General features: G+C 70.5%; 22 protein-coding genes. 9 read left to right on the forward strand and 13 right to left on the reverse strand.

What is annotated here, in order from left to right:
• Nucleotides 1-4 precede the first annotated feature (4 nt).
• From ACGFR9_RS07705 to mce, 7 genes are all read right to left on the reverse strand, one after another.
• Complete coding sequence (locus tag ACGFR9_RS07705) at nucleotides 5-877, reverse strand: ABC transporter permease subunit (RefSeq protein WP_393203897.1); 873 nt, start codon at nucleotides 875-877, stop codon at nucleotides 5-7.
• Entirely contained in the window at nucleotides 874-2118 is a 1245-nt protein-coding gene (locus ACGFR9_RS07710) for an ATP-binding cassette domain-containing protein (protein WP_393203899.1), read from the reverse strand. Before ACGFR9_RS07710 ends, ACGFR9_RS07705 begins: the two co-directional genes overlap by 4 nt.
• Before the next feature lie 161 nt (nucleotides 2119-2279).
• On the reverse strand, nucleotides 2280-3053 hold the full coding sequence (locus ACGFR9_RS07715; RefSeq protein WP_393203901.1) for an ABC transporter permease: 774 nt from the start codon (nucleotides 3051-3053) through the stop codon (nucleotides 2280-2282).
• A gap of 2 nt (nucleotides 3054-3055) precedes the next feature.
• Nucleotides 3056-4009: an ATP-binding cassette domain-containing protein gene (locus ACGFR9_RS07720; RefSeq protein WP_393203903.1), complete on the reverse strand. Its 954-nt coding sequence runs from the start codon at nucleotides 4007-4009 to the stop codon at nucleotides 3056-3058.
• 72 nt (nucleotides 4010-4081) lie between these two features.
• Nucleotides 4082-5020, reverse strand: coding sequence for a cellulose-binding protein (locus ACGFR9_RS07725; RefSeq protein WP_393203905.1), 939 nt, complete (start codon nucleotides 5018-5020; stop codon nucleotides 4082-4084).
• Between the two features lie 187 nt (nucleotides 5021-5207).
• On the reverse strand, nucleotides 5208-9053 hold the full coding sequence (gene scy / locus ACGFR9_RS07730) for a polarized growth protein Scy (protein ID WP_393203907.1): 3846 nt from the start codon (nucleotides 9051-9053) through the stop codon (nucleotides 5208-5210).
• A 227-nt stretch (nucleotides 9054-9280) separates the two neighbouring features.
• The gene (mce, locus tag ACGFR9_RS07735; protein ID WP_393203909.1) at nucleotides 9281-9721 is read right to left on the reverse strand and encodes a methylmalonyl-CoA epimerase; all 441 of its coding nucleotides are present in this window, start codon (nucleotides 9719-9721) and stop codon (nucleotides 9281-9283) included.
• Between the two features lie 147 nt (nucleotides 9722-9868).
• Between mce and ACGFR9_RS07740 the strand changes: the two genes are divergently transcribed.
• Both ACGFR9_RS07740 and meaB read left to right on the forward strand, forming a co-directional pair.
• Entirely contained in the window at nucleotides 9869-11110 is a 1242-nt protein-coding gene (locus tag ACGFR9_RS07740; RefSeq protein WP_393203911.1) for an acetyl-CoA C-acetyltransferase, read from the forward strand.
• Nucleotides 11111-11151: 41 nt separating this feature from the next.
• Nucleotides 11152-12120 (forward strand): methylmalonyl Co-A mutase-associated GTPase MeaB, encoded by a 969-nt coding sequence (gene meaB, locus ACGFR9_RS07745; protein ID WP_393203913.1) that lies wholly within the window; start codon nucleotides 11152-11154, stop codon nucleotides 12118-12120.
• Between the two features lie 99 nt (nucleotides 12121-12219).
• Here meaB and ACGFR9_RS07750 read toward each other — a convergent pair whose 3' ends face one another.
• Nucleotides 12220-12900, reverse strand: a complete 681-nt coding sequence (locus ACGFR9_RS07750; protein WP_393203915.1) for a PepSY domain-containing protein — start codon at nucleotides 12898-12900, stop codon at nucleotides 12220-12222.
• Nucleotides 12901-13015: 115 nt separating this feature from the next.
• On the opposite strand from ACGFR9_RS07750, the gene ACGFR9_RS07755 reads away from it, so the two are divergent.
• Nucleotides 13016-13735, forward strand: coding sequence for a response regulator transcription factor (locus ACGFR9_RS07755; protein ID WP_393203917.1), 720 nt, complete (start codon nucleotides 13016-13018; stop codon nucleotides 13733-13735).
• Nucleotides 13732-15213, forward strand: coding sequence for a sensor histidine kinase (locus ACGFR9_RS07760; protein WP_393203919.1), 1482 nt, complete (start codon nucleotides 13732-13734; stop codon nucleotides 15211-15213). Before ACGFR9_RS07755 ends, ACGFR9_RS07760 begins: the two co-directional genes overlap by 4 nt.
• A 6-nt stretch (nucleotides 15214-15219) precedes the next feature.
• Here the strand turns inward: ACGFR9_RS07760 and ACGFR9_RS07765 are convergent, their stop codons facing one another.
• The 4 genes from ACGFR9_RS07765 to ACGFR9_RS07780 form a co-directional block, all read right to left on the reverse strand.
• Nucleotides 15220-15696, reverse strand: coding sequence for a MarR family winged helix-turn-helix transcriptional regulator (locus tag ACGFR9_RS07765; protein ID WP_393203921.1), 477 nt, complete (start codon nucleotides 15694-15696; stop codon nucleotides 15220-15222).
• 97 nt (nucleotides 15697-15793) lie between these two features.
• The gene (locus ACGFR9_RS07770; RefSeq protein ID WP_393203922.1) at nucleotides 15794-16570 is read right to left on the reverse strand and encodes an AIM24 family protein; all 777 of its coding nucleotides are present in this window, start codon (nucleotides 16568-16570) and stop codon (nucleotides 15794-15796) included.
• Entirely contained in the window at nucleotides 16567-17217 is a 651-nt protein-coding gene (locus ACGFR9_RS07775; RefSeq protein WP_393204024.1) for an AIM24 family protein, read from the reverse strand. Before ACGFR9_RS07775 ends, ACGFR9_RS07770 begins: the two co-directional genes overlap by 4 nt.
• Before the next feature lies 1 nt (nucleotide 17218).
• On the reverse strand, nucleotides 17219-17851 hold the full coding sequence (locus tag ACGFR9_RS07780; protein WP_393204026.1) for an AIM24 family protein: 633 nt from the start codon (nucleotides 17849-17851) through the stop codon (nucleotides 17219-17221).
• A gap of 225 nt (nucleotides 17852-18076) precedes the next feature.
• On the opposite strand from ACGFR9_RS07780, the gene ACGFR9_RS07785 reads away from it, so the two are divergent.
• From ACGFR9_RS07785 to ACGFR9_RS07800, 4 genes are all read left to right on the forward strand, one after another.
• Nucleotides 18077-18421: a DUF3817 domain-containing protein gene (locus ACGFR9_RS07785; protein ID WP_393203924.1), complete on the forward strand. Its 345-nt coding sequence runs from the start codon at nucleotides 18077-18079 to the stop codon at nucleotides 18419-18421.
• The gene (locus ACGFR9_RS07790) at nucleotides 18418-18720 is read left to right on the forward strand and encodes an MTH1187 family thiamine-binding protein (RefSeq protein WP_393203926.1); all 303 of its coding nucleotides are present in this window, start codon (nucleotides 18418-18420) and stop codon (nucleotides 18718-18720) included. Before ACGFR9_RS07785 ends, ACGFR9_RS07790 begins: the two co-directional genes overlap by 4 nt.
• Before the next feature lie 63 nt (nucleotides 18721-18783).
• A complete protein-coding gene (locus tag ACGFR9_RS07795; RefSeq protein ID WP_393203927.1) occupies nucleotides 18784-19293 on the forward strand; it encodes a MarR family winged helix-turn-helix transcriptional regulator in 510 nt (169 codons plus the stop codon).
• A 149-nt stretch (nucleotides 19294-19442) separates the two neighbouring features.
• Nucleotides 19443-19919, forward strand: coding sequence for a hypothetical protein (locus ACGFR9_RS07800; RefSeq protein ID WP_393203929.1), 477 nt, complete (start codon nucleotides 19443-19445; stop codon nucleotides 19917-19919).
• A gap of 23 nt (nucleotides 19920-19942) precedes the next feature.
• Here ACGFR9_RS07800 and ACGFR9_RS07805 read toward each other — a convergent pair whose 3' ends face one another.
• Nucleotides 19943-20284, reverse strand: coding sequence for a DUF3817 domain-containing protein (locus ACGFR9_RS07805; protein ID WP_393203931.1), 342 nt, complete (start codon nucleotides 20282-20284; stop codon nucleotides 19943-19945).
• A 95-nt stretch (nucleotides 20285-20379) separates the two neighbouring features.
• On the opposite strand from ACGFR9_RS07805, the gene ACGFR9_RS07810 reads away from it, so the two are divergent.
• The gene (locus ACGFR9_RS07810; RefSeq protein ID WP_393203933.1) at nucleotides 20380-22080 is read left to right on the forward strand and encodes a methylmalonyl-CoA mutase; all 1701 of its coding nucleotides are present in this window, start codon (nucleotides 20380-20382) and stop codon (nucleotides 22078-22080) included.
• Nucleotides 22081-22125 lie beyond the last annotated feature (45 nt).

Consider the following 22125-nt stretch of genomic DNA (forward strand, 5'->3'; position numbering starts at 1 on the left):
CCGGTTACACGTCCCGCCGCTCCTGGAGGACGAAGGCGCCGGCGAGCGCGGCCGCCGTGGCGACCAGCATGATCCACAGCGGGTCCCAGCCCGAAGGGCCGGACTCGGACAGCGAGTTGGCGTAGAAGATGCTCATCTGGTTCGGGATGGAGTACTCGAACAGCGCCTGCTGCACGTCCTGGAGCGAGGACGAGAACATGAACAGCGCGATGACCAGCGGGGCGAGCACGGCGCCGATCATGATGGTGATGGCGCCGGCGGAGTGCCGGATGATCGAGCCGATCGCCAGCGACAGCGTGCCGAGCAGCGCCAGATAGAGCGAGACGCCCAGGGTGCCCTTCAGCCACTCCTCGCCGGAGGGGTCGCCCGCGTTGTTGCCCTCCAGCATCGCCACGTGCAGGAAACCGACCAGGGAGGCGCACACCAGCGTCACCACGAAGGCCAGCACGAAGAACACCAGGGCCTTCGCCACGAGCACCCGTCCGCGCGAGGGGCAGGCGACCATCGTGGTACGGATCATGCCGGTGCCGTACTCGGAGGCCGTGGTCAGCACGCCCAGCGTGATGATGCACATGGTGCCCAGCAGCAGCCCGAAGAAGCCGAGCGCCAGCGGGCTCTCGCCGCCCACGTCCGATTCGGAGCTGGACACGATCAGACCGGTCAGCGTGCCGATGCCGAGGACCAGCAGGGCGAACACACCCAGCGTCCACATGGTGGAGCGCACCGACTTGATCTTCGTCCACTCGGAGGCGAGCGCGTGCCCGAGGTGCGTACGGACGACGGGGATCGGCGAGGTGTAGGTCGGGTACGGGGAGCCGGGCGCCGCCTGCCAGTCGGGTGCGGCGGTCTGCGGCATCGGGGGCGGGGGCGTGCTCATCGGGCGTCCTCGGGCTTGGTCAGGTCGGCGGCGGGAGCGTTCGGCGGCACGGGCGGGGCCGCCGGAGCCGGTGCGGGCGGCGCCTGGGGCGCCTGCGGAGCGGGCTGCGCGTACGGGTTCGGCGCCGGGGCACCGGGGGCCGGCACGGGGCCGCCGTAGGGGCCCGCGGGGGCCTGGACGGGTACGGCCTGCGGCGCGGGGAAGGGCCGATCGCCCTGCTGGGGCGGCGGCGGGGCGTACCAGCCGGGCTGGCCCTGGCCCGGAACGGGCATCGGCGGCTGCGCGCCGGGCGGCAGCGGCTGCTGGAGCCCCGCCTTCTGGTCGGTGGTCGACCGGTAGTCGACGGCGCCCTGCGTCATCCGCATGTACGCCTCCTCCAGCGACGCTTGGTGCGGCGACAGCTCCCACAGCCGTACGTCGGCGTCGTGGGCGATGTCGCTGATGCGCGGCAGCGGCAGTCCCGTCACCCGCAGCCCGCCGTCCTGCTCCGGCAGCACATGGCCGCCGGCCTCGGTGATCGCGGCGGACAGCTTCTCGCGCTGCTGCGGCTCGGTGTCGGGCGTGCGCACGCGCGCGAAGTCGGCGGAGTTGGCGGAGATGAAGTCCGTCACGCTCATGTCGGCGAGCAGCTGTCCGCGCCCGATGACGATGAGGTGGTCGGCGGTCAGCGCCATCTCGCTCATCAGATGGGAGGAGACGAAGACCGTACGGCCCTCGGCGGCCAGCGCCTTCATCAGGTTGCGCACCCAGAGGATGCCCTCGGGGTCGAGGCCGTTGACCGGCTCGTCGAACAGCAGCACCTGGGGGTCGCCGAGCAGCGCGGCAGCGATGCCGAGCCGCTGGCCCATACCGAGCGAGAAGCCCTTGGACCGTCTGCCCGCCACCTCGTGCAGGCCCACCACACCCAGCACCTCGTCCACCCGCCGGGCCGGGATGCCCGACAGCTGCGCCAGGCTCAGCAGGTGGCTGCGGGCCGACCGGCCGCCGTGCACCGCCTTGGCGTCGAGCAGCGCGCCCACCTGGCGCGGGGCGTTGGGCAGCTTGCGGTACGGGTAGCCGCCGATCGTGACCTGACCCGCACTGGGGTTGTCGAGGCCGAGGATCATCCGCATCGTCGTCGACTTGCCCGAGCCGTTGGGGCCGAGGAAGCCGGTGACGGCGCCGGGCCGCACCTGGAAGGAGAGGTTGTACACAGCGGTCTTGTCGCCGTACCGCTTGGTCAGGCCGACTGCCTCGATCATGCTCCGCACCCATCGAAAGGTTCAGGACAGCGGGGCACACGCCCCCGTAAGAGTTAGGAGCTTATCGAGGCACTGACGGTTCCGCTCAAGCCGAGGTAAAAACCGGTCCCGCCCGGTCACGTGTGGGCCGTCGCGTCTCCACACCGGCCGCCCCACGCGCCTCACTGCGCGTCGCGCCGCTTCAGCAGTACGTAACCGCCGACGACCGCCGCGATCACCCACAGCAGCATGATGCCGAGGCCGCCCCAGGGCCCGTACGGGGTGTCGTCGTCCAGCGGCGTCACCACCTGCATGATCCTGCTCCCGGCCTGGTCGGGCAGGAACTGTCCGACCTTCTTGGTGGCGTCGACGTTGCCGAGGATGTTGGAGATCAGGAAGAAGAACGGCATCAGGATGCCCAGCGACAGCATGGGGGAGCGCAGCATCGCGGCGACGCCCATCGAGAACAGCGCGATCAGCGTCATGTAGAGGCCACCCCCGAGGACCGCCCGCAGCACCCCGTCGTCCCCGATCGACGCCTTGTGCTCGCCGAGCATCGCCTGGCCGAGAAAGAACGCGGCGAAGCTGGTCGCCATGGAGACCAACAGAGCGAGCGCGGTGGCCACCGCCAGCTTGCTCAGCAGAAACGTGCCGCGCCGGGGCACGGCCGCGAGGGAGGCGCGGATCATGCCGGTGCTGTACTCGTTCGACACCACCAGCACCCCGAACACGATCATCGCGAGCTGGCCGAGGCCCATCCCGGCGAAGCTGATGAACGTCGGGTCGAAGGAGAGCCGGTCCCGGGTGCTCATGCTGTCGAACTCGTTCTTCGACAGCGCCGAGATCAGCATGCCGAGCGCGATGGTCACGACCACGGTCAGGGAGAGCGTCCACATCGTGGATGCCACCGACCGGATCTTGGTCCACTCGGACCGGACGACCTGTGCCGCCGCCATGCTCAGCCCCTCTTCCAGCCGTCGCCCCACGCCTGGACGGGTGCGGGGGTGCCGGTGTGCGCGTGGTACTCCACCGACTCCGCGGTCAGCCGCATGAACGCCTCCTCCAGCGAGGCCTGCTGCGGGCTCAGTTCGTGCAGCACCACCTGCCGCCGGGCCGCCAGCTCACCGATCCGTTCAGCCTCCCAGCCGTCCACCTCCAGCGTTCCGTCGCCGCTCTCCACGGCGGTGATCCCCGCCTGGTGCAGCACGTCGAGGAGCCGTTCACGCTGCGGGCTGCGGACCCGTACGTACGAGCGTGAGTTGCGGGCGATGAAGTCGGCCATGGAGGTGTCGGCGAGCAGCCGGCCCTGTCCGATGACGACGAGATGCTCGGCGGTCAGCGCCATCTCGCTCATCAGATGGGAGGAGACGAAGACCGTACGGCCCTGCGCGGCGAGGGACTTCATCAGCGTACGGATCCAGTGGATGCCCTCGGGGTCGAGGCCGTTGACCGGCTCGTCGAACATCATGATCCGCGGGTCGCCGAGCAGCGCCGCCGCGATGCCGAGCCGCTGGCCCATGCCGAGCGAGAACCCCTTGGCCTTCTTCCGGGCCACCGCCGTCAGCCCGACCGCGTCCAGCACCTCGTGCACCCGGCGCTCCGGGATGCCGTTGCTCTGCGCCAGACACAGCAGATGGTTGTAGGCGCTGCGGCCCGGATGCACGCCCTTCGCCTCGAGCAGGGCGCCGATGTACGTCAGCGGGTCCTGGAGCCGGTCGTAGTGAGTGCCGTCGATCCGCACATCACCGGCGGTCGGGTGGTCCAGGCCCAGGATCATCCGCATCGTGGTCGACTTGCCCGAGCCGTTCGGACCGAGGAAGCCCGTGACGATGCCCGGCCGGACGGTGAACGTCAGATCCCTGACCGCCACCTTCTCGCCGTACCGCTTGGTCAGCCCCTCGAGCTCGATCATGCGGCCACGCTAGAACGGGACAAAGCCCTCTGCCACCGCAGGTGGCAGAGGGCTCAGCTCCTGCTTCAGCCGTTACCGCGACTGCTGGGCCGGAACCCCGCGGGAGATCGGCTCGTCGTCGGTGGCGGGAGCGCCGGTCGCGGCCACCGCGGCACCGGTGAGCGTCGCCAGCATCTCGCGCACGTTCGTCAGCTGGGCGTTGATCGAGTCGCGGCGGTTGGTCAGCGCCGCGAGCTCACGCTCGGATTCCGAACGGATCCGGTCGGCCTTGGCGTTGGCGTCGGCCACGATGTCCTCCGCCTGACGCTGGGCGGTCTCCACCGTCTGGCGGGCCCGGCGCTCGGCGTCGGTGCGCAGCTTCTCCGCCTCCAGCCGCAGCTGCTCCGCGCGGTGCTCGATCTCCGCGAGACGCTTCTCGGCCTTCTGCTGACGCGACGCCAGGTCGCGCTCGGACTGCTCGCGGCGCTTGGCGAGGTTCGTCTCGAAGTCCGCGGCGGCCTGAGCGGCCTTGGCACGGGTCTCCTCGAAGAGGGCGTCCGCCTCCTCGCGCTTGGACTGGGCGTCCCTCTGCGCGTCGGAACGCAGCTGCGACGCCTCGCCCTGGGCCTTCTCGACGATCCGGACGCCCTCGTCCTCCGCCTTCGACTTGCGCTCGGCGGCGTACGACTCGGCGTCGTTACGCACCTGCTGGGCGGCCGACTCGGCGAGCTCGCGGTGCTGCTCCGCCGCGCGCCGGGCCTCCTCGCGCAGGTCCTTCGCCTCCTCCTCGGCGAGGCGGAGGATCTTCTCCACACGCGCACCCAGGCCGGCGTACGACGGCTCCGCGTCGTTGACCTGCGCCTGGGCGTTCTGAGTCTCGAGGTGGAGCTCTTCGATGCGCTTTTCCAGAGCGGTGATGCGGGTGAGAGCGCTGTCACGGTCGGAGACGAGCTTGGAGATACGTTCGTCCACCTGAGCGCGGTCGTATCCACGCCGCACAAGCTCGAAGCCGTAGGGGGAAGTGTCGCTCATGGGGTTCCTGTCGAATGAGACCGGTGAGGTGATAGGTGGAATCCTAGGGGCGAAAGCGCTGTGTCATCGAGCGGATGCACGTTTGATACGGAGAATGACACCCCTTTTGAGTGGCTCGCCGCGGGAAAGCTTGCCAAAGCCATGATCAAAGCCCTCACCGTACAGGGGATTTGGTCCGCTTTGCCAACTATTCCCCCGACTTGCCACCCGTACGGGGAGCGCCGACCGTCGCACCCGCCTTGACCCCGTTGTCCTTGGCACCGCCGGGCGCCTCGAAGGACTCCAGCGCCTCCAGGACATCCTGCACACGCGAGATCTCAGCGTTGATGTCCTCGCGGCGCCGCACCAGCACCTCCAGCTCGCGCTTGCCCTCGTCGACCGTGCGCCGCGCCTCCTGCACCGCCTCGGCCCGCAGCTCCTCGGCCTCCTTCACCAGGCTGGCCTTCTTCTGCTCGGCCTCCTTCAGCAGCGCCTCGGCCTTCTTCACCGCGGCGATCCGCACCTTGCCCGCCTCGGAGTTGGCCTCGGACACGATCTCCTTGGCCTTCGCCTCCGCCTTGGCGAGCTGCTCCTCGGCGGCCTTGATCAGCGCGTCGCAGCGGTCGCCCGTCGACTTCATCGTCTCCGCCGCCTCACGGCGGGCCCGCGCGTGCAGCTCCTCGATCTCACCGGTGATCCGGTCGCGCAGCTCCTCCGCCCGCTCCCGGATCTGGGTCGCGTCCCGGCGCGCGCCGACCAGCAGCTCGTCCGCGTCCGTACGGGCCTTCTCCACCCGCGAGTTGCCCTCGACCGTCGCCTCGCCCACCAGCCGGTCGGCCTCGCTGCGGGCCGCCCCGACCATCGTGTCCGCCTGCGCCTCGGCGTCCGCCGTCGTCTTCTGAGCCTGCTGCTGCGCCTCGGTGAGCAGCTTGTCCGCCTCGGCGGTGGTCTCCGTGATGAGCGTGTCGACCTGCTCGGCCGCCTCGGAACGCCGCTTGTTGGCCTCCTTGCGGGCCTCGTCCAGGGTCCGCTCGGCCTCCGCGCGCGCGGTGGACACCAGATGGTCGGCCGCCGACTCCGCGTCGGCCTTGAGCCGCTCGGACTCCCGGCGGATCCGCTCCGCGTGCTGCTGCGCCGACCCCACCGTCTCCGCGGCCTCGGCCCGCAGCCGCTCCGCGTCCCCGGTCGCGTCCGCGATCAGCTTCTCCGCCTTGGACACCGAGTCCGCGCGAACCCGGTCCGCCTCGGTGACGGTCTCGTCGGTGAGCCGCTCCGCCTCGCTGCGCGCCTCCGTGATGAGGGTGTCCGCCTGCGTCGCCGCGTCCGAACGGATCCGGTTGGCGTCCTCACGGGCCTCCGCCCGGGTACGCGACGCCTGCTGCTCCGCCTCGGCGATCGCGTCCGACGCCTCCGTACGCACCCGCTGGGCGTGGTCGGACACATCCGAGCGGATCCGGTCGGCCTCCGTGATCGCCTCGGACACCGTCCGCTCGGCCAGCGCCCTCGCGGCCTCCGTCTCCTCCTGCGCCTCGCGCCGCAGCCGGCCCGCGTCCTCGCTCGCCCGCTCCCGCTCCGCGTAGGCGTCGGCGCGGACCCGGTCCGCCTCCTCCTCGGCCTCGCGCCGCGTCCGCTCCGCCACATGCTCGGCGGCGGACCGCAGCCCGGTGATCTCCTCCTGCGCCTGCTCGTGCAGCCCCGCGACGGAGTCCCGTACCTGCTGGGCGTGGAGCTCGGCCGCCGACACCATCTCCGTGGCGCGCCGGTCCGCCTCCTCGACCAGCCGTACGGCCTCGGCCTGCGCCTCCTCCACGCGGGTGCGCGCCGACGCCAGCAGCTCCTCGCTCTGCTCGCGGGCCCGCTCGCGCTCCTGGCCGGCCTCGCTGCGGGCCGCGCCGAGGAGTTCCTCGGCCTCGCGGCGCCGCCGGGCGGCCTCCTCCTGCGCGGCGGCCAGCGTCTCCGACGCCTCCGCACCGATCCGCTCGGCGGCGGCCTGCGCCTCCGCCCGCATCCGGTCGGCGCTGTCCTGCGCCTCCGACTTCAGCCGCTCCGCCTCCGCCGCGGCCTCCGACCGCAGCCGTACGGCGACGGACTCGCCCTCCGCGCGGGACGCCGAAGCGTCCGCGGCGGCCTCGTCACGCAGCCGCTCGGCCTCCGTCTCCGCCTGCTGCCGCAGCGTACGGATCCGCTCGGCGGCCTCCGCGCGCAGCCGCTCGTTCTCCTCGGACGCCTCCCGGCGGATCCGGACGGCCTCCTCACGCGCCTCGCCCAGCGCCCGCTCGGCGGCGGCGAGCCGCTCCTCGGCCTCCGTGTGCAGCCGCGTCAGCTCACCCGCGGCCTCCTCGCGCCGGGCCTCGACGGCCCGCTCGGTCTCCTCGCGCAGCTCGCGCGCGGCCCGCTCGGCGTCCTCCTTGAGCGCGTCGGACTGCTCGACGGCCTCCGCGCGGTGCCGCTCGGCCTCCTGACGGGTGCGCTCCAGCGTCTCCTCGGCCTGCCGGCGCAGCGTCGTGGCGCGCTCGATGGCCTCCGTGCGGACCTTCTCGCTGTCGGTCTGCGCGGTGGACCGCAGTTCGTCCGCGTCCGCCTTCGCCTTGGCGAGCAGCTCCTCGGCGGACCTGGCCGCCTCCTCGATCTGCGCCACGGCCTCCTTGCGGGCCTCCGCGCGGATCCTCTCGCCCTCGGCGACCGCGTCGGCGCGCAGCTGCTCGGCCTCGCCGCGCAGCCGGCGCGCCTCCTCCTGCAGTTCGACCGTCTTGGCGCGGTACTCCTTGGTGTCGTCCTTCGCCGCACCCTTGAGCTGCTCGGAGATGTCGTGCGCCTCGGCACGCAGCCGGTCCGCCTCGGCCTCGGCCTCCCGGCGGATCCGCTCGGCCTCCTCGGCCGCCGCCCTGGTGGTCTGCTTGGCCTCCTCCGACGCCTTGTTGAGCACGTCCTCGGCGGTCTTGGCCGCCTTGGACAGCTGCGTCGCGGACTCCTCCGCGGTGATCGTGCGGGCCTTCTCGGAGGCCTCGGCGACGATCTTCTCCGCCTCCGCGCGGGCGTCCGCGACCAGCTGCTCGGCGTCCGCCTTGGTGGTCTCCGCCTCCTTGGTCGCCTCGCTGACCAGCCGCGCCACCTGCTCCTTGGCGGTGCGCGTACGGGTCTCGTTGGCCGACTCCGCGGAGGAGAGCGCCTTCGCGGCGGACTCCTTAGCCTCGGCGAGCACCTTCTCCGCCTCCGCGCGGGCCTCGCGCAGCGCCGTCTCGGCAGCGGACATCCGCTCCTCGGCGGCCCGGCCGAGCTCCTGCGCCTGACGGCGCGCGGAATCCGACTCGCTGACCGTCGACGACCGCAGCCGCTCCGCGTGGTCGGTGGCCTCCTGCGCCTGCGTCGACGCCGCGTTCAGCAGCCGCTCCGCGTCCGCGCGGGCCCGGCGCAGGATCTGCTCGGCCTCCGAGCGGGCCGACTCGGCCTCGCTCTGCAGCCGCTGCCGCGCCTCGGCCGTCAGCCGCTCGGCCTCCGCGCGGGCGGCGGCCATCGCCTGCTCGGTCTCCGCGCGGGACTCGTCGAGCAGACGGCGGGCCTGCTGCTCGGTGCGGGCGCGCAACTGCTCCGCCCACGCCACGTTCTCGTTGACATGCGACTCGACGGTCTGCCTGCGCTCCGCCAGCTCCTGGTCGAGCTGCTGGCGCCGGTTCACCGCCTCCTGGTGCAGCTCCGCCTGGAGCCGGGCCGCCTGCTCCGCGTGCTCCTGGAGGATCCGCTGGGTCTGCGCCCGCGCCTGGCTCAGCTCCCGCTCGGCGTCCGCGCGGAGCTGGTCGGCCTGCACCTGTGCGTTGCGCAGCAACTGCTCGGCCTGGTAGCCGAGGTCACCGCCGTCGTAGGCGGGCCGGGACATGATGGTGCGGCGCGCCTCGTGCAGCTTGGCGCGCAGCACCTCGACCTGGTAGCCGAGGTCCTCGGCGTGCTGGATCGCCTTTTCCCGCTCGGTCTTCAGCCGCTTCATCTCGGCTTCGAACCGAGAGAGGTGGTCGACGTCAGCCGCCGGCTCTCGCTCCTGGCTCTCGTAGCCCCGCACTGCGCGGTCCCATCCGTCCCCTGGTCGCAAGTCTCACCGAGCTCCGTCCACCCGCCGAACGGGGCCCCCGGGGAATGGTGTCAGATCAACGGCTGAGCATGGGCTGCCGCCCCGCGCTCGCCCCCCGAAACCCGGACCCCGGCGATCCCGCCGCCAAAGACGGCGGGACGGTCACCACGCATCGAGCGGCGACCGGACCCAACCCTACCGGCCCTTATGTACGTGGGTCAGTGCTCGGATGACTCAACAGGCGCCGAAGTGACCAGTTCTGTCAGTACGCCATGGCAGTCCTTGGGGTGCAGGAAGGTGATTCGTGACCCCATGGAGCCGCGCCGGGGCTCTTCGTACAGAACGCGTACGCCCCTGTCCCTGATGCCGGCCGCCTCCGCGTCCACATCCGCCGTACCGAAGGCGATGTGGTGGACGCCCTCGCCGTTCTTCGCCAGCCACTTGGCGACGGTCGAGTCCTCCCGGGTCGGCTCGAGGAGCTGGAGGTAGGAGGCGCCTCCGTCCGAGGTGCCGTTGATCTTGAGCATGGCCTCGCGGACGCCCTGCTCCTCGTTGACCTCGGAGTGGAACACCTCGAAGCCGTACGTGGCCCGGTAGAACTCGACGGTCGCGTCGAGGTCGAAGCAGGCGATCCCGATGTGGTCGATTCGCGTCAGCATGGATTCAGTGCAGCGCTCCCGCGGTGGTTACGCAACGTGCGCGCGATCACACCGAAAGGACGATGACGTGGTCCGCCGCACGTCAGTACATTCGAAGTAAACCCTCGTTCACTCCTCGGCTGTGCAGCCGGAAGGGGATCGCAGCTCATGACTTCCGCATCTTCAGCATCCTCCGCACCTTCCGCACCTTCCGCATCGAACGGCACGACCTCCGTCATCGTCGCGGGCGCCCGCACCCCCATGGGGCGGCTGCTCGGCTCACTGAAGTCCTTCTCCGGAGCCGACCTCGGCGGCTTCGCCATCAAGGCCGCCCTCGACCGTGCGGGGATCGGCGGCGACCAGGTCCAGTACGTGATCATGGGCCAGGTGCTCCAGGCCGGCGCCGGCCAGATCCCGGCCCGCCAGGCCGCCGTCAAGGCCGGCATCCCGATGAACGTCCCGGCGCTCACCGTCAACAAGGTCTGTCTGTCCGGCCTCGACGCCATCGCGCTCGCCGACCAGCTGATCCGCGCCGGCGAGTTCGACGTGATCGTCGCCGGCGGCCAGGAGTCCATGACCAACGCCCCGCACCTGCTGCCGAAGTCCCGCGAGGGCTTCAAGTACGGCGCGGTCCAGATGCTCGACGCGATGGCGTACGACGGTCTGACCGACTCCTTCGAGAACATCGCGATGGGCGAGTCCACCGAGAAGCACAACACGCGCCTCGGCATCGCCCGCCCCGAGCAGGACGAGATCGCCGCCCTCTCCCACCAGCGGGCCGCCGCCGCACAGAAGAACGGCGTCTACGAGGCCGAGATCACCCCGGTCGAGATCCCGCAGCGCAAGGGCGACCCGATCCTGTTCAGCAGGGACGAGGGCATCCGCGGCGACACCACGGCCGAGTCGCTCGGCAGGCTGCGCCCGGCCTTCACCAAGGACGGCACGATCACCGCGGGCACCTCCTCGCAGATCTCGGACGGCGCGGCCGCCGTGGTCGTGATGAGCAAGGCCAAGGCACTGGAGCTGGGCCTGGACTGGATCGCCGAGATCGGCGCCCACGGCAATGTGGCCGGCCCCGACAACTCCCTCCAGTCCCAGCCGTCCAACGCGATCCGGCACGCGCTGAAGAAGGAGGGCCTGGAAGTCTCCGACCTCGACCTCATCGAGATCAACGAGGCCTTCGCGGCCGTCGCCGTACAGTCAATGAAGGACTTGGGCGTTTCCGCCGAAAAGGTGAACGTCAACGGGGGCGCGATCGCCCTCGGTCACCCCATCGGGATGTCCGGCGCCCGGCTCGTCCTGCATCTGGCGCTGGAACTGAAGCGGCGCGGCGGCGGCGTGGGCGCGGCGGCACTGTGCGGCGGCGGCGGCCAGGGCGACGCGCTGATCGTGCGGGTACCGAAGGCCTGACCGCCTTCTTTGCAGTTTTTCCTCTCGTGAACGGAGCTGTGATGCAGGACGTCTCCTCGCTGGTCGCCCAGGCCAGGGAAGGCAGGCCACGGGCCGTGGCCCGGCTGATCTCCCTGGTGGAGGGGGCGTCCCCGCAGCTCAGGGAGGTCATGGCGGCCCTGGCGCCACTGACCGGCAACGCGTACGTGGTGGGCCTGACCGGATCCCCGGGGGTAGGCAAGTCCACCTCCACCTCCGCCCTGGTGACCGCGTTCCGCAAACAGGGCAAGCGGGTCGGCGTCCTCGCCGTGGACCCGTCCTCCCCCTTCTCCGGCGGGGCCCTGCTCGGCGACCGCGTCCGCATGTCGGAGCACGCCTCCGACCCGGGCGTCTACATCCGTTCCATGGCGACGCGCGGCCACCTGGGAGGACTCGCCTGGGCGGCCCCGCAGGCCATCCGCGTCCTGGACGCGGCGGGCTGCGAGGTGATCCTGGTGGAGACGGTCGGCGTAGGACAGTCGGAGGTGGAGATCGCCTCCCAGGCCGACACCTCGGTGGTGCTCCTGGCCCCCGGGATGGGCGACGGCATCCAGGCGGCGAAGGCAGGGATCCTGGAGATCGGCGACGTCTACGTCGTCAACAAGGCCGACCGTGACGGCGCCGACGCCACGGCCCGCGAACTGAACCACATGCTCGGCCTGGGCGAATCCCGTGCCCCCGGCGACTGGCGCCCTCCGATCGTGAAGACGGTCGCGGCCCGTGCGGAGGGCATCGACGAGGTGGTCGAGGCCCTGGAGAAGCACCGCGCGTGGATGGAGGCGGGCGGCGTCCTCACGGAACGCCGCCTGGCCCGGGCATCCCGAGAGGTCGAGACGATCGCGGTGACAGCCCTCCGCGAACGCATCGGAGACCTCCACGGCGACCGCCGCCTGGACGCCCTCGCGGAGCGCATCATCACGGGGGACCTGGACCCGTACAGGGCGGCGGACGAACTGGTGCAGGGCCTCACGAACAGCCCGTCCGGCGTTTGAGGACGAGGCCCGTTCAGGGCCGATGGGGGTCTGGGGCGCAGCCCCGGGGACGGGACGGGAAGGGGCGGCGGGGGCGAAAACCCCCGACGCCCACCGCCCTCAGTCGTCGTCGGAGTCGTCGTCCCGGTCGGCCGTGACCTTGCCGCTGGTCAGACCCACCCGCCAGTCCCGGCCGTCATCGCCCCCGCCGGAGGCACGCGTCTCGGCCTCCCACCCCCGCTCGTCGTCGTCGTCCAGCTCCACCGCCGTCACGACCCCCTTGGCCTCCGCCGCCTCCGCCGCCTGCCCGGCCGTCACCGAGGCCCCCTTCAACGCCGCCCGCACCTCGTCGGCGTCGTCCTCGTCGTCCCGCTCGGCGCCGAGAACCTTGCCGGTGGCCGGGTCGATCCACACGCTGTGCCAGATGTCCCCACCACCGAGGACGTCGACCTCCCAGGCCCCGTCGTCCAGTTCGGCGGAGACGGCCGTACCCGGCTTGTGCTTCAACGCGGCGGCGATGGCCTCGGCGGCGGTCACGTCACCCGAGGCGGGACGGTCGTCCCGGTCGTCGCCACGTCCGTCATCGCCCCGGTCGTCCTGGTCATCGCCCCGGTCGCCCGGGTCGTCCCGGTCATCGTCCCGGTCGTCCCCCCGCCCGTCATCGTCCCCCGTCCGCTGCTCGCCGAGCGCCACCGGCGCCGCCCCGCCGTCGCCGTCCCCCGAGACCGCGATGGCTGTCGCCGTACCGCCCCCGACCAGGGCCGCAGCGGTGACGACGGCGATCACGATGTTGCGCTTCATGTGAATTCCTCCCGAGTCGCTTCGTTTTCGACGTCCTCACTCTCGCCGACCAACACTGAGAGGAACCTGAACCCACCTGAAGTGATCTTCAGCCTCGCTTTGCGACCCTTGACGCATGCGCCCGCCCGTCTCCCACCACCACCCTGCCGGAGGCGCTTCGCGCCGCCCCTTCCGATTCTTGATCGTGGAGGACGAAAGACGCCTCGCCATCTCCCTCGCCAGGGGCCTCACCGCCGAGGGCTACGCCGTGGACGTCGTCCACGACGGCCGCGAGGGCCTGCACCGGGCCACGGAGGGCACGTACGACCTCCTCATCCTCGACATCATGCTGCCGGGCCTGAACGGCTACCGCGTCTGCGCGGCCCTGCGCGCCGCCGGCCACGACGTGCCGATCCTGATGCTCACGGCGAAGGACGGTGAGTACGACGAGGCCGAGGGCCTGGACACGGGCGCCGACGACTACCTCACCAAGCCGTTCTCGTACGTCGTCCTCGTCGCGAGGATCAAGGCACTGCTGCGCCGCAGGCCGACCACCGGGGCGTCCCCCGTCCACGTGCACGGCGACCTCAAGGTGGACACGGCCGCCCGCCGCGTCTTCCTGGACGAGGACGAAGTGACCCTGACCGCGAAGGAGTTCTCGGTCCTGGAGCACCTGGTGCTGCGCGCCGGCGAGGTGGTGTCGAAGTCCGACATCCTCGAACACGTCTGGGACTTCGCCTACGAGGGCGATCCCAACATCGTCGAGGTCTACATCAGCGCCCTGCGCCGCAAGCTCCGCCCCGCGCTCATCCGTACCGTGCGTGGCGCCGGTTACCGGCTGGAGACGGCACCGTGAGCCGCCTGTTCGGCTCGGTCCGGGCACGGGCGACGCTCGGCGCCACCCTCGTCGTAGCGGTGGCCCTCGTCGCGGCCGGCACCGCCGTACTGCTCTCCCTGCGTTCCAACCTGATCGGCGAGGCGGGCACCCAGGCGGAACGCTCCGCACGGGCGGTCGCCTCCGAACTCGCCGCCCGGATGCCGTACGACAAGCTGTCGGGCCTGGACGGCGAGGACAGCCCGGTGCAGATCGTCGACGAGGACGGCCGCCTGGTCGCGGCCAGCGAGGACCTGAACCGGATCACCGGCACGGCGACACCGGACGTGACACCACAGCCATCATCGTCACCACAGCCGACCGGCGATGACGGCGACGATGACGACTCCGACGACTCGGACGACTCGGACGACTCCGACGACTCGGACGACTCCGCCGACTCGGACGACGACTCCGGCGAGTCCCTGCCCCCCGGAGAGATCGCCACCGAGCCGGCCTTCAGCAACGGCACGGCCACCATCGACGGCGACACCGAGGACTACCGCTTCGCCGCGGTCGAGGTCGAGACTCCCGACCACGGCCGTCTCACCGTCCACGCCGGTGCCCCCCTGGCCGCCGAACACGGCGCCGTACGCACCGCGTTGACGGTGATGCTCATCGGTTTCCCGCTGCTCCTGGCGGTCGTCGGCGGCGTGACCTGGCTGGTCACGGGCCGCGCCCTGCGGCCGGTGGAGGGCATCCGCGGCGAGATGGCGGCGATCACCGCCTCCGAGGACCTCTCCCGCCGCGTCCCCGAACCGGCGACCCACGACGAGATCGCCCGCCTCGCCCGCACCACCAACGCGACACTCGCCGCGCTGGAGGCCTCCGTGGAACGCCAGCGCAGCTTCGTCGCCGACGCCTCCCACGAACTGCGCAGCCCGATCGCCTCCCTGCGCACCCAGCTGGAGGTGGCCGCGGCCCACCCCGAACTCCTCGACCTGGACGGCGCGGTGGAGGACACCGTACGACTCCAGCACCTCGCCGCCGACCTGCTGCTGCTCGCCCGCCTGGACGCCGGGGAGCGCCCCGCCGACGCCAGGGTCGACCTCGCCGCACTGGCCCGCGAGGAGTCGGCCGGCCGTACGGGTGTGACGGTGGACGCGGAGCCCGCGGAGGTGTCCGGGTCACGGGGGCAACTGGGCCGGGTGCTCGGCAACCTGCTGGACAACGCCCGCCGGCACGCCCGCGAGCGGGTCACCGTGACCGTACGGCGGGAGGGCACCTGGGCCGTGCTCGCGGTGACGGACGACGGCGACGGGGTGGCCGAGGCCGACCGGGAGCGGATCTTCGAACGGTTCGTACGGCTGGACGCCGCCCGCAGCCGCGACGACGGTGGCGCGGGACTGGGGCTGGCGATCGCCAGGGACGTCGCAGTACGGCACGGCGGAACGCTCACGGCGGGTGCCGCGCCGGCCGGCGGAGCACTCTTCGAACTCCGCCTGCCGCTCGCCGGGTGAGAGCCGTCAGAGACGACCCCGCTGCCCCCGCAGATGCTCGGCGATGGGCTTGAGGGCCTTGTCGAGCTCGGTGAGGGCCTCGGGGGAGAGCAGGTCGATGAAGTGCCGCCGCACGGACGCCACATGATGCGGCGCGACCTTCTGCATGGTCTCCATGCCGTGCTCGGTGAGGACCGCGTACAGCCCGCGGCGGTCGGACTCGCAGTTCTCCCGCCGGACCAGGTTCCCGTTCTCCATGCGGGTGATCTGGTGCGAGAGGCGGCTCTTGGACTGCAGCGTGGCGGCGGCGAGGTCGCTCATCCGCATCCGTCGCTCCTCCGACTCGGACAGGTTCACCAGGATCTCGTAGTCGTTCATCGTCAGGCCGAACGGCTGCAGATCCTTCTCGAGCTGGTACGTCAACAGCATGTTGACCTCCAGGTGGGTGCGCCAGGCGCACTGCTCCGCGTTGGTCAGCCAGCGGGTGGCCGTCTCGGTCTCCATGAATGAAGTCTACCTAAGGAAGTTGAATGGCGAACTAATAAGGCTTCCGTGTGACGCCGTGCGCAGGCGTTCGATGTCACACCCCGCACATTACCGCTCACAGCCCGAAGCGACGCTGGAGGTCTCCCAGCTGTCCGGGAAGGCGCGGTGCGCCAGCCCCCTGCCCGTGGCCTCCCGGAACACCCCCGCCGGGTACCCCCGGCTCCTGCGGAGTGGCCCCCGTCGCCTGCTCCGCCATCAGCGCCTCGGACGACTGGAGCAGCACCGTGCCGGCCCCCACGAACTCGAACTGGTGCTCCTCGCCGGAGGCCCCGCCGAGGCCCGTCATCGCACGTAGACCGCCCATCACACCGGTCATGTAGCCGTGGTCGTAGTGATGGCACGGGGACGGGCAGTCCGCCCAGCCGACCAGGGCCTGCGGGTCCACCCGGATCGGGGGTTCCATGAACACCACCGGGCCGTTGGACGCCGCCACGAACTTTCCGGTTCCGATCAGTGTCAGAAAGCCGGGCACGATCGACTGTTTGAGCGCGAGACTTGGCTGAAAAGCGAGGAGGTTGCCCGAGCGAATGGTCAGGTTGCCGTCCTCGAGGTCGTACGAATTCACGTCGAAGGCCCGGTCGGCGAGGAGCATCTTGCCCGAGCCCTCCGCCACGACCCAGTCGCTCGCGTGCAGTGGCGAATGGAACGACGTACGGACAAGTCGGTCGAGTCGCCCGTGCCCGATCCCGTTGAACTCGATCGATCCGTAGTAGGCGATCATCTTCCCCTTCTGCATGAACCACTGGGTGCCCTTGAGCTCCACGCAGAAGGTGTAGTGATCGACATTGTCGTCGGACGGCAGCGTCGTCGGGTCGTGGACAGGGGCGCTCACAGCTTCTCCTCCGACGCCTGGACGTACACGGCACCGCTGCCGCTCAGCTCCAACTGGAAGGCCTCGCCGGAGCCCCGGCCCACCATGTCCCGCCAGCCGAGGGCGGTCGACAGTCTGTTGCGGACGTCCCCGTGGTGGGCGACGTAGGCCTGCGGGTCCACGTGCACCGGCCGCTGCGGGGTGATCGGGACCTCGATGACCCCGCCGTGCGCCATCACGGCGACGGCCCCGTGCCCCTTGAGGGACGTCGTGAACAGCCCCTGCCCGGAGACCTGCCCCCGGACCATGCCCATCACCCCGCCCTGCGAGCCGAGGAACACCGTGCCCTGCTCCAGCGTGCCCTCGAAGGCGAGCAGCCGGTCGGCCTCGACGTACAGCGTGTCGCCGGCGAGGCCGATCACCTGGATGTGGTGGCCGCCGTGCCCGAACAGCACGGTGCCGCTGCCCTCGACGGTCATCAGCGGTGTGTCCTCGTTGGCCACCCGCCGCCCGATCATCGACATCACTCCGCCCTGCCCGCCGCGCAGGTTCGGGGTGAAGCTCACCTCGCCCTTGTACGCGAGCATCGCGCCGCGCTGGCTGAACAGCCGCTGACCTGGCGCGACAGTGGCCTCGATCATCTTCGAGTTGATCTCCCGGAAGCCCATGTCAGACATCCCCCGCGACCGTGTTCCGCTCACTGGGCTGCACATACACCAGCCCGTCGCCCTCGAACCGGATCTGGAAGGCCTCGCCACCGCCCTCGCCCATGAAGGTGCGGAAGGACACACCCGACTGGAAGGACTGCCGCACATTCCCCTGATGGGCCACATAGGCGCCGGGGTCCACCGTCAGCGGGTACTGCGGACTGACCCGGAGCAGTACGGCCGGCCCGTCCGACATGATCGCCGCCTGCCCGTGCCCCTCGATCGTGGTCGTGAACAGCCCGTTGCCCTGCGAGGCCCCGCGCAGCCCCGTGAAACTCGTCCCCGTACGCAGCCCCCCGTCCGTCGCCAGCAGATTGCTGGACTCCACGTACAGCTTGTCCCCCTGAAGGGACACCAGGTTGATCTCGGAGGCACGGTCCGCGAAAAAGCAGGTCCCGTGCCCCTTCACCTCCATCAGCGTCATCTGCTCACCCGTGAGCCGCCGGGTCACCATCCCCCGCAGCCCCTCACCACCACCGCTGAGCTTCTTGAAGGCCATGTCGCCGTCGTACGCGACCATGGAGCCGTTCTTCGCCTTCACGGCATCCCCGGTCATGTCGACGGCGAGCACCTTGCTGCTCTGAAGTCGGAACATCGCCACGCTTGCGACGTTAGCCCCACCTTCGCCCGTACGGACAGATCCCGAAGGGGGAGTCGAACCCTGAACGGACCCCTACGGGACCCCCTCCGGTGATCGTGGACGGCGTTTGCCACAATGGCGGGACGCTTGTGCGTACGTTCACAAACGTCCTGGTGCAAGCCGCCTGGTACAAGCCGTACGACCTGTCGACGCCGACGTCTCTCCCACCGAAGGTGACCCGTGGACATCAAGACCGCCTCCGCCCTCCGCCGCCTCCGCCTGGTCTCGGGCCCCGAAGCGATCTCGTTCCTGCTGCTGCTCGTCTGCTCGGTCCTGAAGCGGACCACCGACTTCAACGCCGTCCCGGTGATGGGCGCGGTCCACGGCATCCTCTTCGTCCTCTACGTGATCTTCTGGGCCGACGCCTGGAACCGCGCGAAGTGGTCCCTGGGCACCGCCGCCTTCTACTTCCTGATGTCGGTCCTCCCGACCGGCGGCTTCTTCGCCGACCGCCGCCTCAAGCGCGAGGCCGAGGACGCGGTGATCGCCTCCCGCGCCCGTAACGAGGGAGTCGTGGGCGCATGATCGTCGCCTTCTCCGTGACACCGCTCGGCGTCGGCGAGGACGTGGGGGAGTACGTCGCCGACGCGGTCCGCGTGGTCCGCGAGTCGGGCCTCCCGAACCGCACGGACGCGATGTTCACCTTGGTGGAAGGCGAGTGGGACGAGGTCATGACCGTGATCAAGCGAGCGGTCGCCGCGGTGGAGGCCCGCGCCCCGCGCGTCTCCCTGGTCCTCAAGGCGGACATCCGCCCGGGGGTGGTGGACGGCCTCACGTCCAAGGTGGAGACCGTCGAGCGGCATCTGGCGCAAGGTGATGGCTGACCGGCGGTACCGATGAGTGAGACAGGGCTGACCGACATATGACCGGCCGGTAGGGTCTGGTCCGTGTCGAAGCCGCTCAGTCTCTCGTTCGATCCCATCGCCCGCGCCGACGAACTCTGGAAGCAGCGCTGGGGCAACGTGCCGTCGATGGCCGCGATCACCTCGATCATGCGGGCGCACCAGATCCTGCTGGCCGAGGTGGACGCGGTCGTCAAGCCGTACGAACTCACGTTCGCTCGCTACGAGGCGCTGGTGCTGCTGACCTTCTCCAAGTCCGGCGAACTGCCGATGTCGAAGATCGGCGAGCGTCTGATGGTGCACCCCACGTCGGTGACGAACACCGTGGACCGCCTGGTCCGCTCCGGCCTGGTCGCCAGGCGCCCCAACCCCAACGACGGCCGCGGCACCCTCGCCACCATCACGGAGAAGGGCCGCGAGGTCGTCGAGGCCGCCACCCGCGACCTGATGTCCATGGACTTCGGCCTGAGCGCGTACGACGCGGAGGAATGCGGCGAACTCTTCGCGATCCTGCGGCCACTGCGGGTGGCGGCGGGGGACTTCGCGGAGGAGTGACGACTGTCAGGGGGAGTTGACCGGGAAGTACCGCTTGACGGTGATTTCTTCCTTCGCTGGGCAGCGGAAACGCTTGGCCACCGAGTCGTGCCGGGATCCTCGGGACCGCGGGCGATCGTCGTCCGCTCCGGTCCTCTAGGAGTCCCGGTATGCGTTTCCTCAACCCTGTCCGCGGTGCGCTGGCCGCCTTCGGAGCATGCGTCTTCGCAGTCGCCGGATCCCTGGGGGCGGCGGCGCCTGCCCACGCCAGCGCCACGGGGTCCTCGGCCATCGGCAGCTTCACCTATGAAGTGCGCGGTGCGGCGGTGAAGATTCCTGTCGGCTGCTTCCTGACCCACGCCGTCAAAGGATCCGGCAAGCGGATCACCAAGCAGTTCGCCGGTGTGGACTGCGTAGGAGTCGCGGCGACGTTCTCCAAGTTCTGCAACTGGAGAATCGACTTCGCCTATGCCGACACGGACAACAAGACGTACAAGACCTCTCGTGGGGCCACCCACGCGGAGTGTGCGGGGGCCCCGCTGAGGCATGCCGCGCCGCAGACGCTGCCGACGTACGGCAAGGCATGTGCCAAGTTGCACATCAACGGCAAACTCCGCGCCGCGCAGTGTCACTACATCAAGAAGTGAGACGCCATGACTCCGCGCGGGGGTCAGGCCGCCACGGGTTCGGTGCCGGCGGGCTTCGCGATGAGCGGCTCGGCTTCTCGGGTCACCCGGCGCTCGACGAAGAAGGCCGCAGTGGGGATGGTGCCGGCCAGCAGGACCCAGAGCTGGCGCCCCACCGGCATCTTCATCTTGCTGCCCAGGTCGAAGGCGAAGATCAGGTACAGCACGTACAGCCAGCCGTGAGCGATTCCGACCACCGTGACGAAGCTGTCGAAGCCGTCCATGTCCAAAAGGCGTTTTCCGATCACGCCGACGGTCAGCAGAACCAGCAGGACTGCGGTGATGTAGGCCATCACGCGGTACCGGGTCAACACGCTCTTCTTCATGACATCGAGCGTAGCTGGTGCGCTGTGCCCTCCTATGCAGGTGTCCTGACCTGCACCACTATCCATTAGTAGGACGTCCTAGTAAATTCGGGGGTATGGACGCTGACGCCATCGAGGAGGGCCGCCGACGCTGGCAGGCCCGGTACGACGCCGCTCGCAAGCGCGACGCGGATTTCACCACGCTCTCCGGCGATCCCGTGGAGCCGGTGTACGGGCCCCGGACCGGGGACACCTATGAGGGGTTCGAGCGGATCGGCTGGCCGGGGGAGTACCCCTTCACCCGCGGGCTGTATCCGACCGGCTACCGGGGGCGGACGTGGACCATCCGGCAGTTCGCCGGATTCGGGAACGCCGAGCAGACCAACGAGCGGTACAAGATGATCCTCGGCAATGGCGGGGGCGGGCTTTCCGTCGCCTTCGACATGCCGACGCTCATGGGCCGCGACTCCGACGACCCGCGCTCCCTGGGCGAGGTCGGCCACTGCGGGGTGGCGATCGACTCGGCGGCCGACATGGAGGTCCTGTTCAAGGACATCCCGCTCGGTGACGTGACCACGTCGATGACGATCAGCGGGCCCGCCGTGCCCGTCTTCTGCATGTACCTCGTCGCCGCCGAGCGCCAGGGCGTCGACCCCGGCGTGCTCAACGGCACGCTGCAGACGGACATCTTCAAGGAGTACATCGCGCAGAAGGAGTGGCTCTTCCAGCCCGAGCCCCATCTGCGTCTGATCGGCGACCTGATGGAGCACTGCGCCGCCGGCATCCCGGCGTACAAGCCGCTCTCCGTCTCCGGCTACCACATCCGCGAGGCGGGGGCGACGGCCGCGCAGGAGCTGGCGTACACGCTCGCGGACGGCTTCGGGTACGTGGAGCTGGGGCTCAGCCGCGGGCTCGACGTCGACGTGTTCGCGCCCGGCCTCTCCTTCTTCTTCGACGCGCACCTCGACTTCTTCGAGGAGATCGCCAAGTTCCGTGCGGCCCGGCGTATCTGGGCCCGCTGGATGCGGGACGTCTACGGCGCGAAGAGCGACAAGGCGCAGTGGCTGCGCTTCCACACCCAGACCGCCGGTGTCTCGCTGACCGCGCAGCAGCCGTACAACAACGTCGTACGGACCGCCGTGGAGGCGCTGGCCGCCGTGCTCGGCGGGACCAACTCCCTCCACACCAACGCCCTCGACGAGACCCTCGCACTGCCCAGTGAGCAGGCCGCCGAGATCGCCCTGCGCACGCAGCAGGTGCTGATGGAGGAGACCGGCGTCGGCAACGTCGCCGACCCGCTGGGCGGTAGCTGGTACATCGAGCAGCTCACCGACCGCATCGAGGCGGACGCCGAGAAGATCTTCGAGCAGATCAAGGAGCGGGGGCTCAGGGCCCACCCCGATGGGCGGCACCCCATCGGGCCCATCACCTCCGGCATCCTGCGGGGTATCGAGGACGGCTGGTTCACCGGCGAGATCGCCGAGTCGGCGTTCCGCTACCAGCAGGCGCTGGAGAAGGGCGACAAGCGGGTCGTCGGCGTGAACGTCCACCACGGGTCCGTCACCGGCGACCTGGAGATCCTGCGGGTCAGCCACGAGGTGGAGCGCGAGCAGGTACGGACCCTCGGCGAGCGCAAGAGCGGCCGCGACGACGCGAAGGTGCGCGGCGCCCTCGACGCCATGATCGCGGCCGCCCGCTCCGGCGCCAACATGATCGAGCCGATGCTGGACGCCGTACGCGCGGAGGCGACCCTCGGCGAGATCTGCGGCGTGCTGCGCGACGAGTGGGGCGTGTACACGGAGCCCGCGGGCTTCTGACCTGCGCCGGGACCGCGCAGCGGGGAGACCGCCGTGGCTGGGCCA

Source organism: Streptomyces sp. NPDC048584 (assembly GCF_043199595.1).
Taxonomy (GTDB): domain Bacteria; phylum Actinomycetota; class Actinomycetes; order Streptomycetales; family Streptomycetaceae; genus Streptomyces; species Streptomyces edwardsiae.

Bases quoted from the DNA above. Each gene is read 5' to 3' on its own strand.
- ACGFR9_RS07705 (WP_393203897.1), bottom strand. From the start codon at position 877: ATGAGCACGCCCCCGCCCCCGATGCCGCAGACCGCCGCACCCGACTGG.
- ACGFR9_RS07710 (WP_393203899.1), bottom strand. From the start codon at position 2,118: ATGATCGAGGCAGTCGGCCTGACCAAGCGGTACGGCGACAAGACCGCT.
- ACGFR9_RS07715 (WP_393203901.1), bottom strand. From the start codon at position 3,053: ATGGCGGCGGCACAGGTCGTCCGGTCCGAGTGGACCAAGATCCGGTCG.
- ACGFR9_RS07720 (WP_393203903.1), bottom strand. From the start codon at position 4,009: ATGATCGAGCTCGAGGGGCTGACCAAGCGGTACGGCGAGAAGGTGGCG.
- ACGFR9_RS07725 (WP_393203905.1), bottom strand. From the start codon at position 5,020: ATGAGCGACACTTCCCCCTACGGCTTCGAGCTTGTGCGGCGTGGATAC.
- mce (WP_393203909.1), bottom strand. From the start codon at position 9,721: ATGCTGACGCGAATCGACCACATCGGGATCGCCTGCTTCGACCTCGAC.
- ACGFR9_RS07740 (WP_393203911.1), top strand. From the start codon at position 9,869: ATGACTTCCGCATCTTCAGCATCCTCCGCACCTTCCGCACCTTCCGCA.
- meaB (WP_393203913.1), top strand. From the start codon at position 11,152: ATGCAGGACGTCTCCTCGCTGGTCGCCCAGGCCAGGGAAGGCAGGCCA.
- ACGFR9_RS07750 (WP_393203915.1), bottom strand. From the start codon at position 12,900: ATGAAGCGCAACATCGTGATCGCCGTCGTCACCGCTGCGGCCCTGGTC.
- ACGFR9_RS07755 (WP_393203917.1), top strand. From the start codon at position 13,016: ATGCGCCCGCCCGTCTCCCACCACCACCCTGCCGGAGGCGCTTCGCGC.
- ACGFR9_RS07765 (WP_393203921.1), bottom strand. From the start codon at position 15,696: ATGGAGACCGAGACGGCCACCCGCTGGCTGACCAACGCGGAGCAGTGC.
- ACGFR9_RS07775 (WP_393204024.1), bottom strand. From the start codon at position 17,217: ATGGGCTTCCGGGAGATCAACTCGAAGATGATCGAGGCCACTGTCGCG.
- ACGFR9_RS07780 (WP_393204026.1), bottom strand. From the start codon at position 17,851: ATGTTCCGACTTCAGAGCAGCAAGGTGCTCGCCGTCGACATGACCGGG.
- ACGFR9_RS07790 (WP_393203926.1), top strand. From the start codon at position 18,418: ATGATCGTCGCCTTCTCCGTGACACCGCTCGGCGTCGGCGAGGACGTG.
- ACGFR9_RS07800 (WP_393203929.1), top strand. From the start codon at position 19,443: ATGCGTTTCCTCAACCCTGTCCGCGGTGCGCTGGCCGCCTTCGGAGCA.
- ACGFR9_RS07805 (WP_393203931.1), bottom strand. From the start codon at position 20,284: ATGAAGAAGAGCGTGTTGACCCGGTACCGCGTGATGGCCTACATCACC.
- ACGFR9_RS07810 (WP_393203933.1), top strand. From the start codon at position 20,380: ATGGACGCTGACGCCATCGAGGAGGGCCGCCGACGCTGGCAGGCCCGG.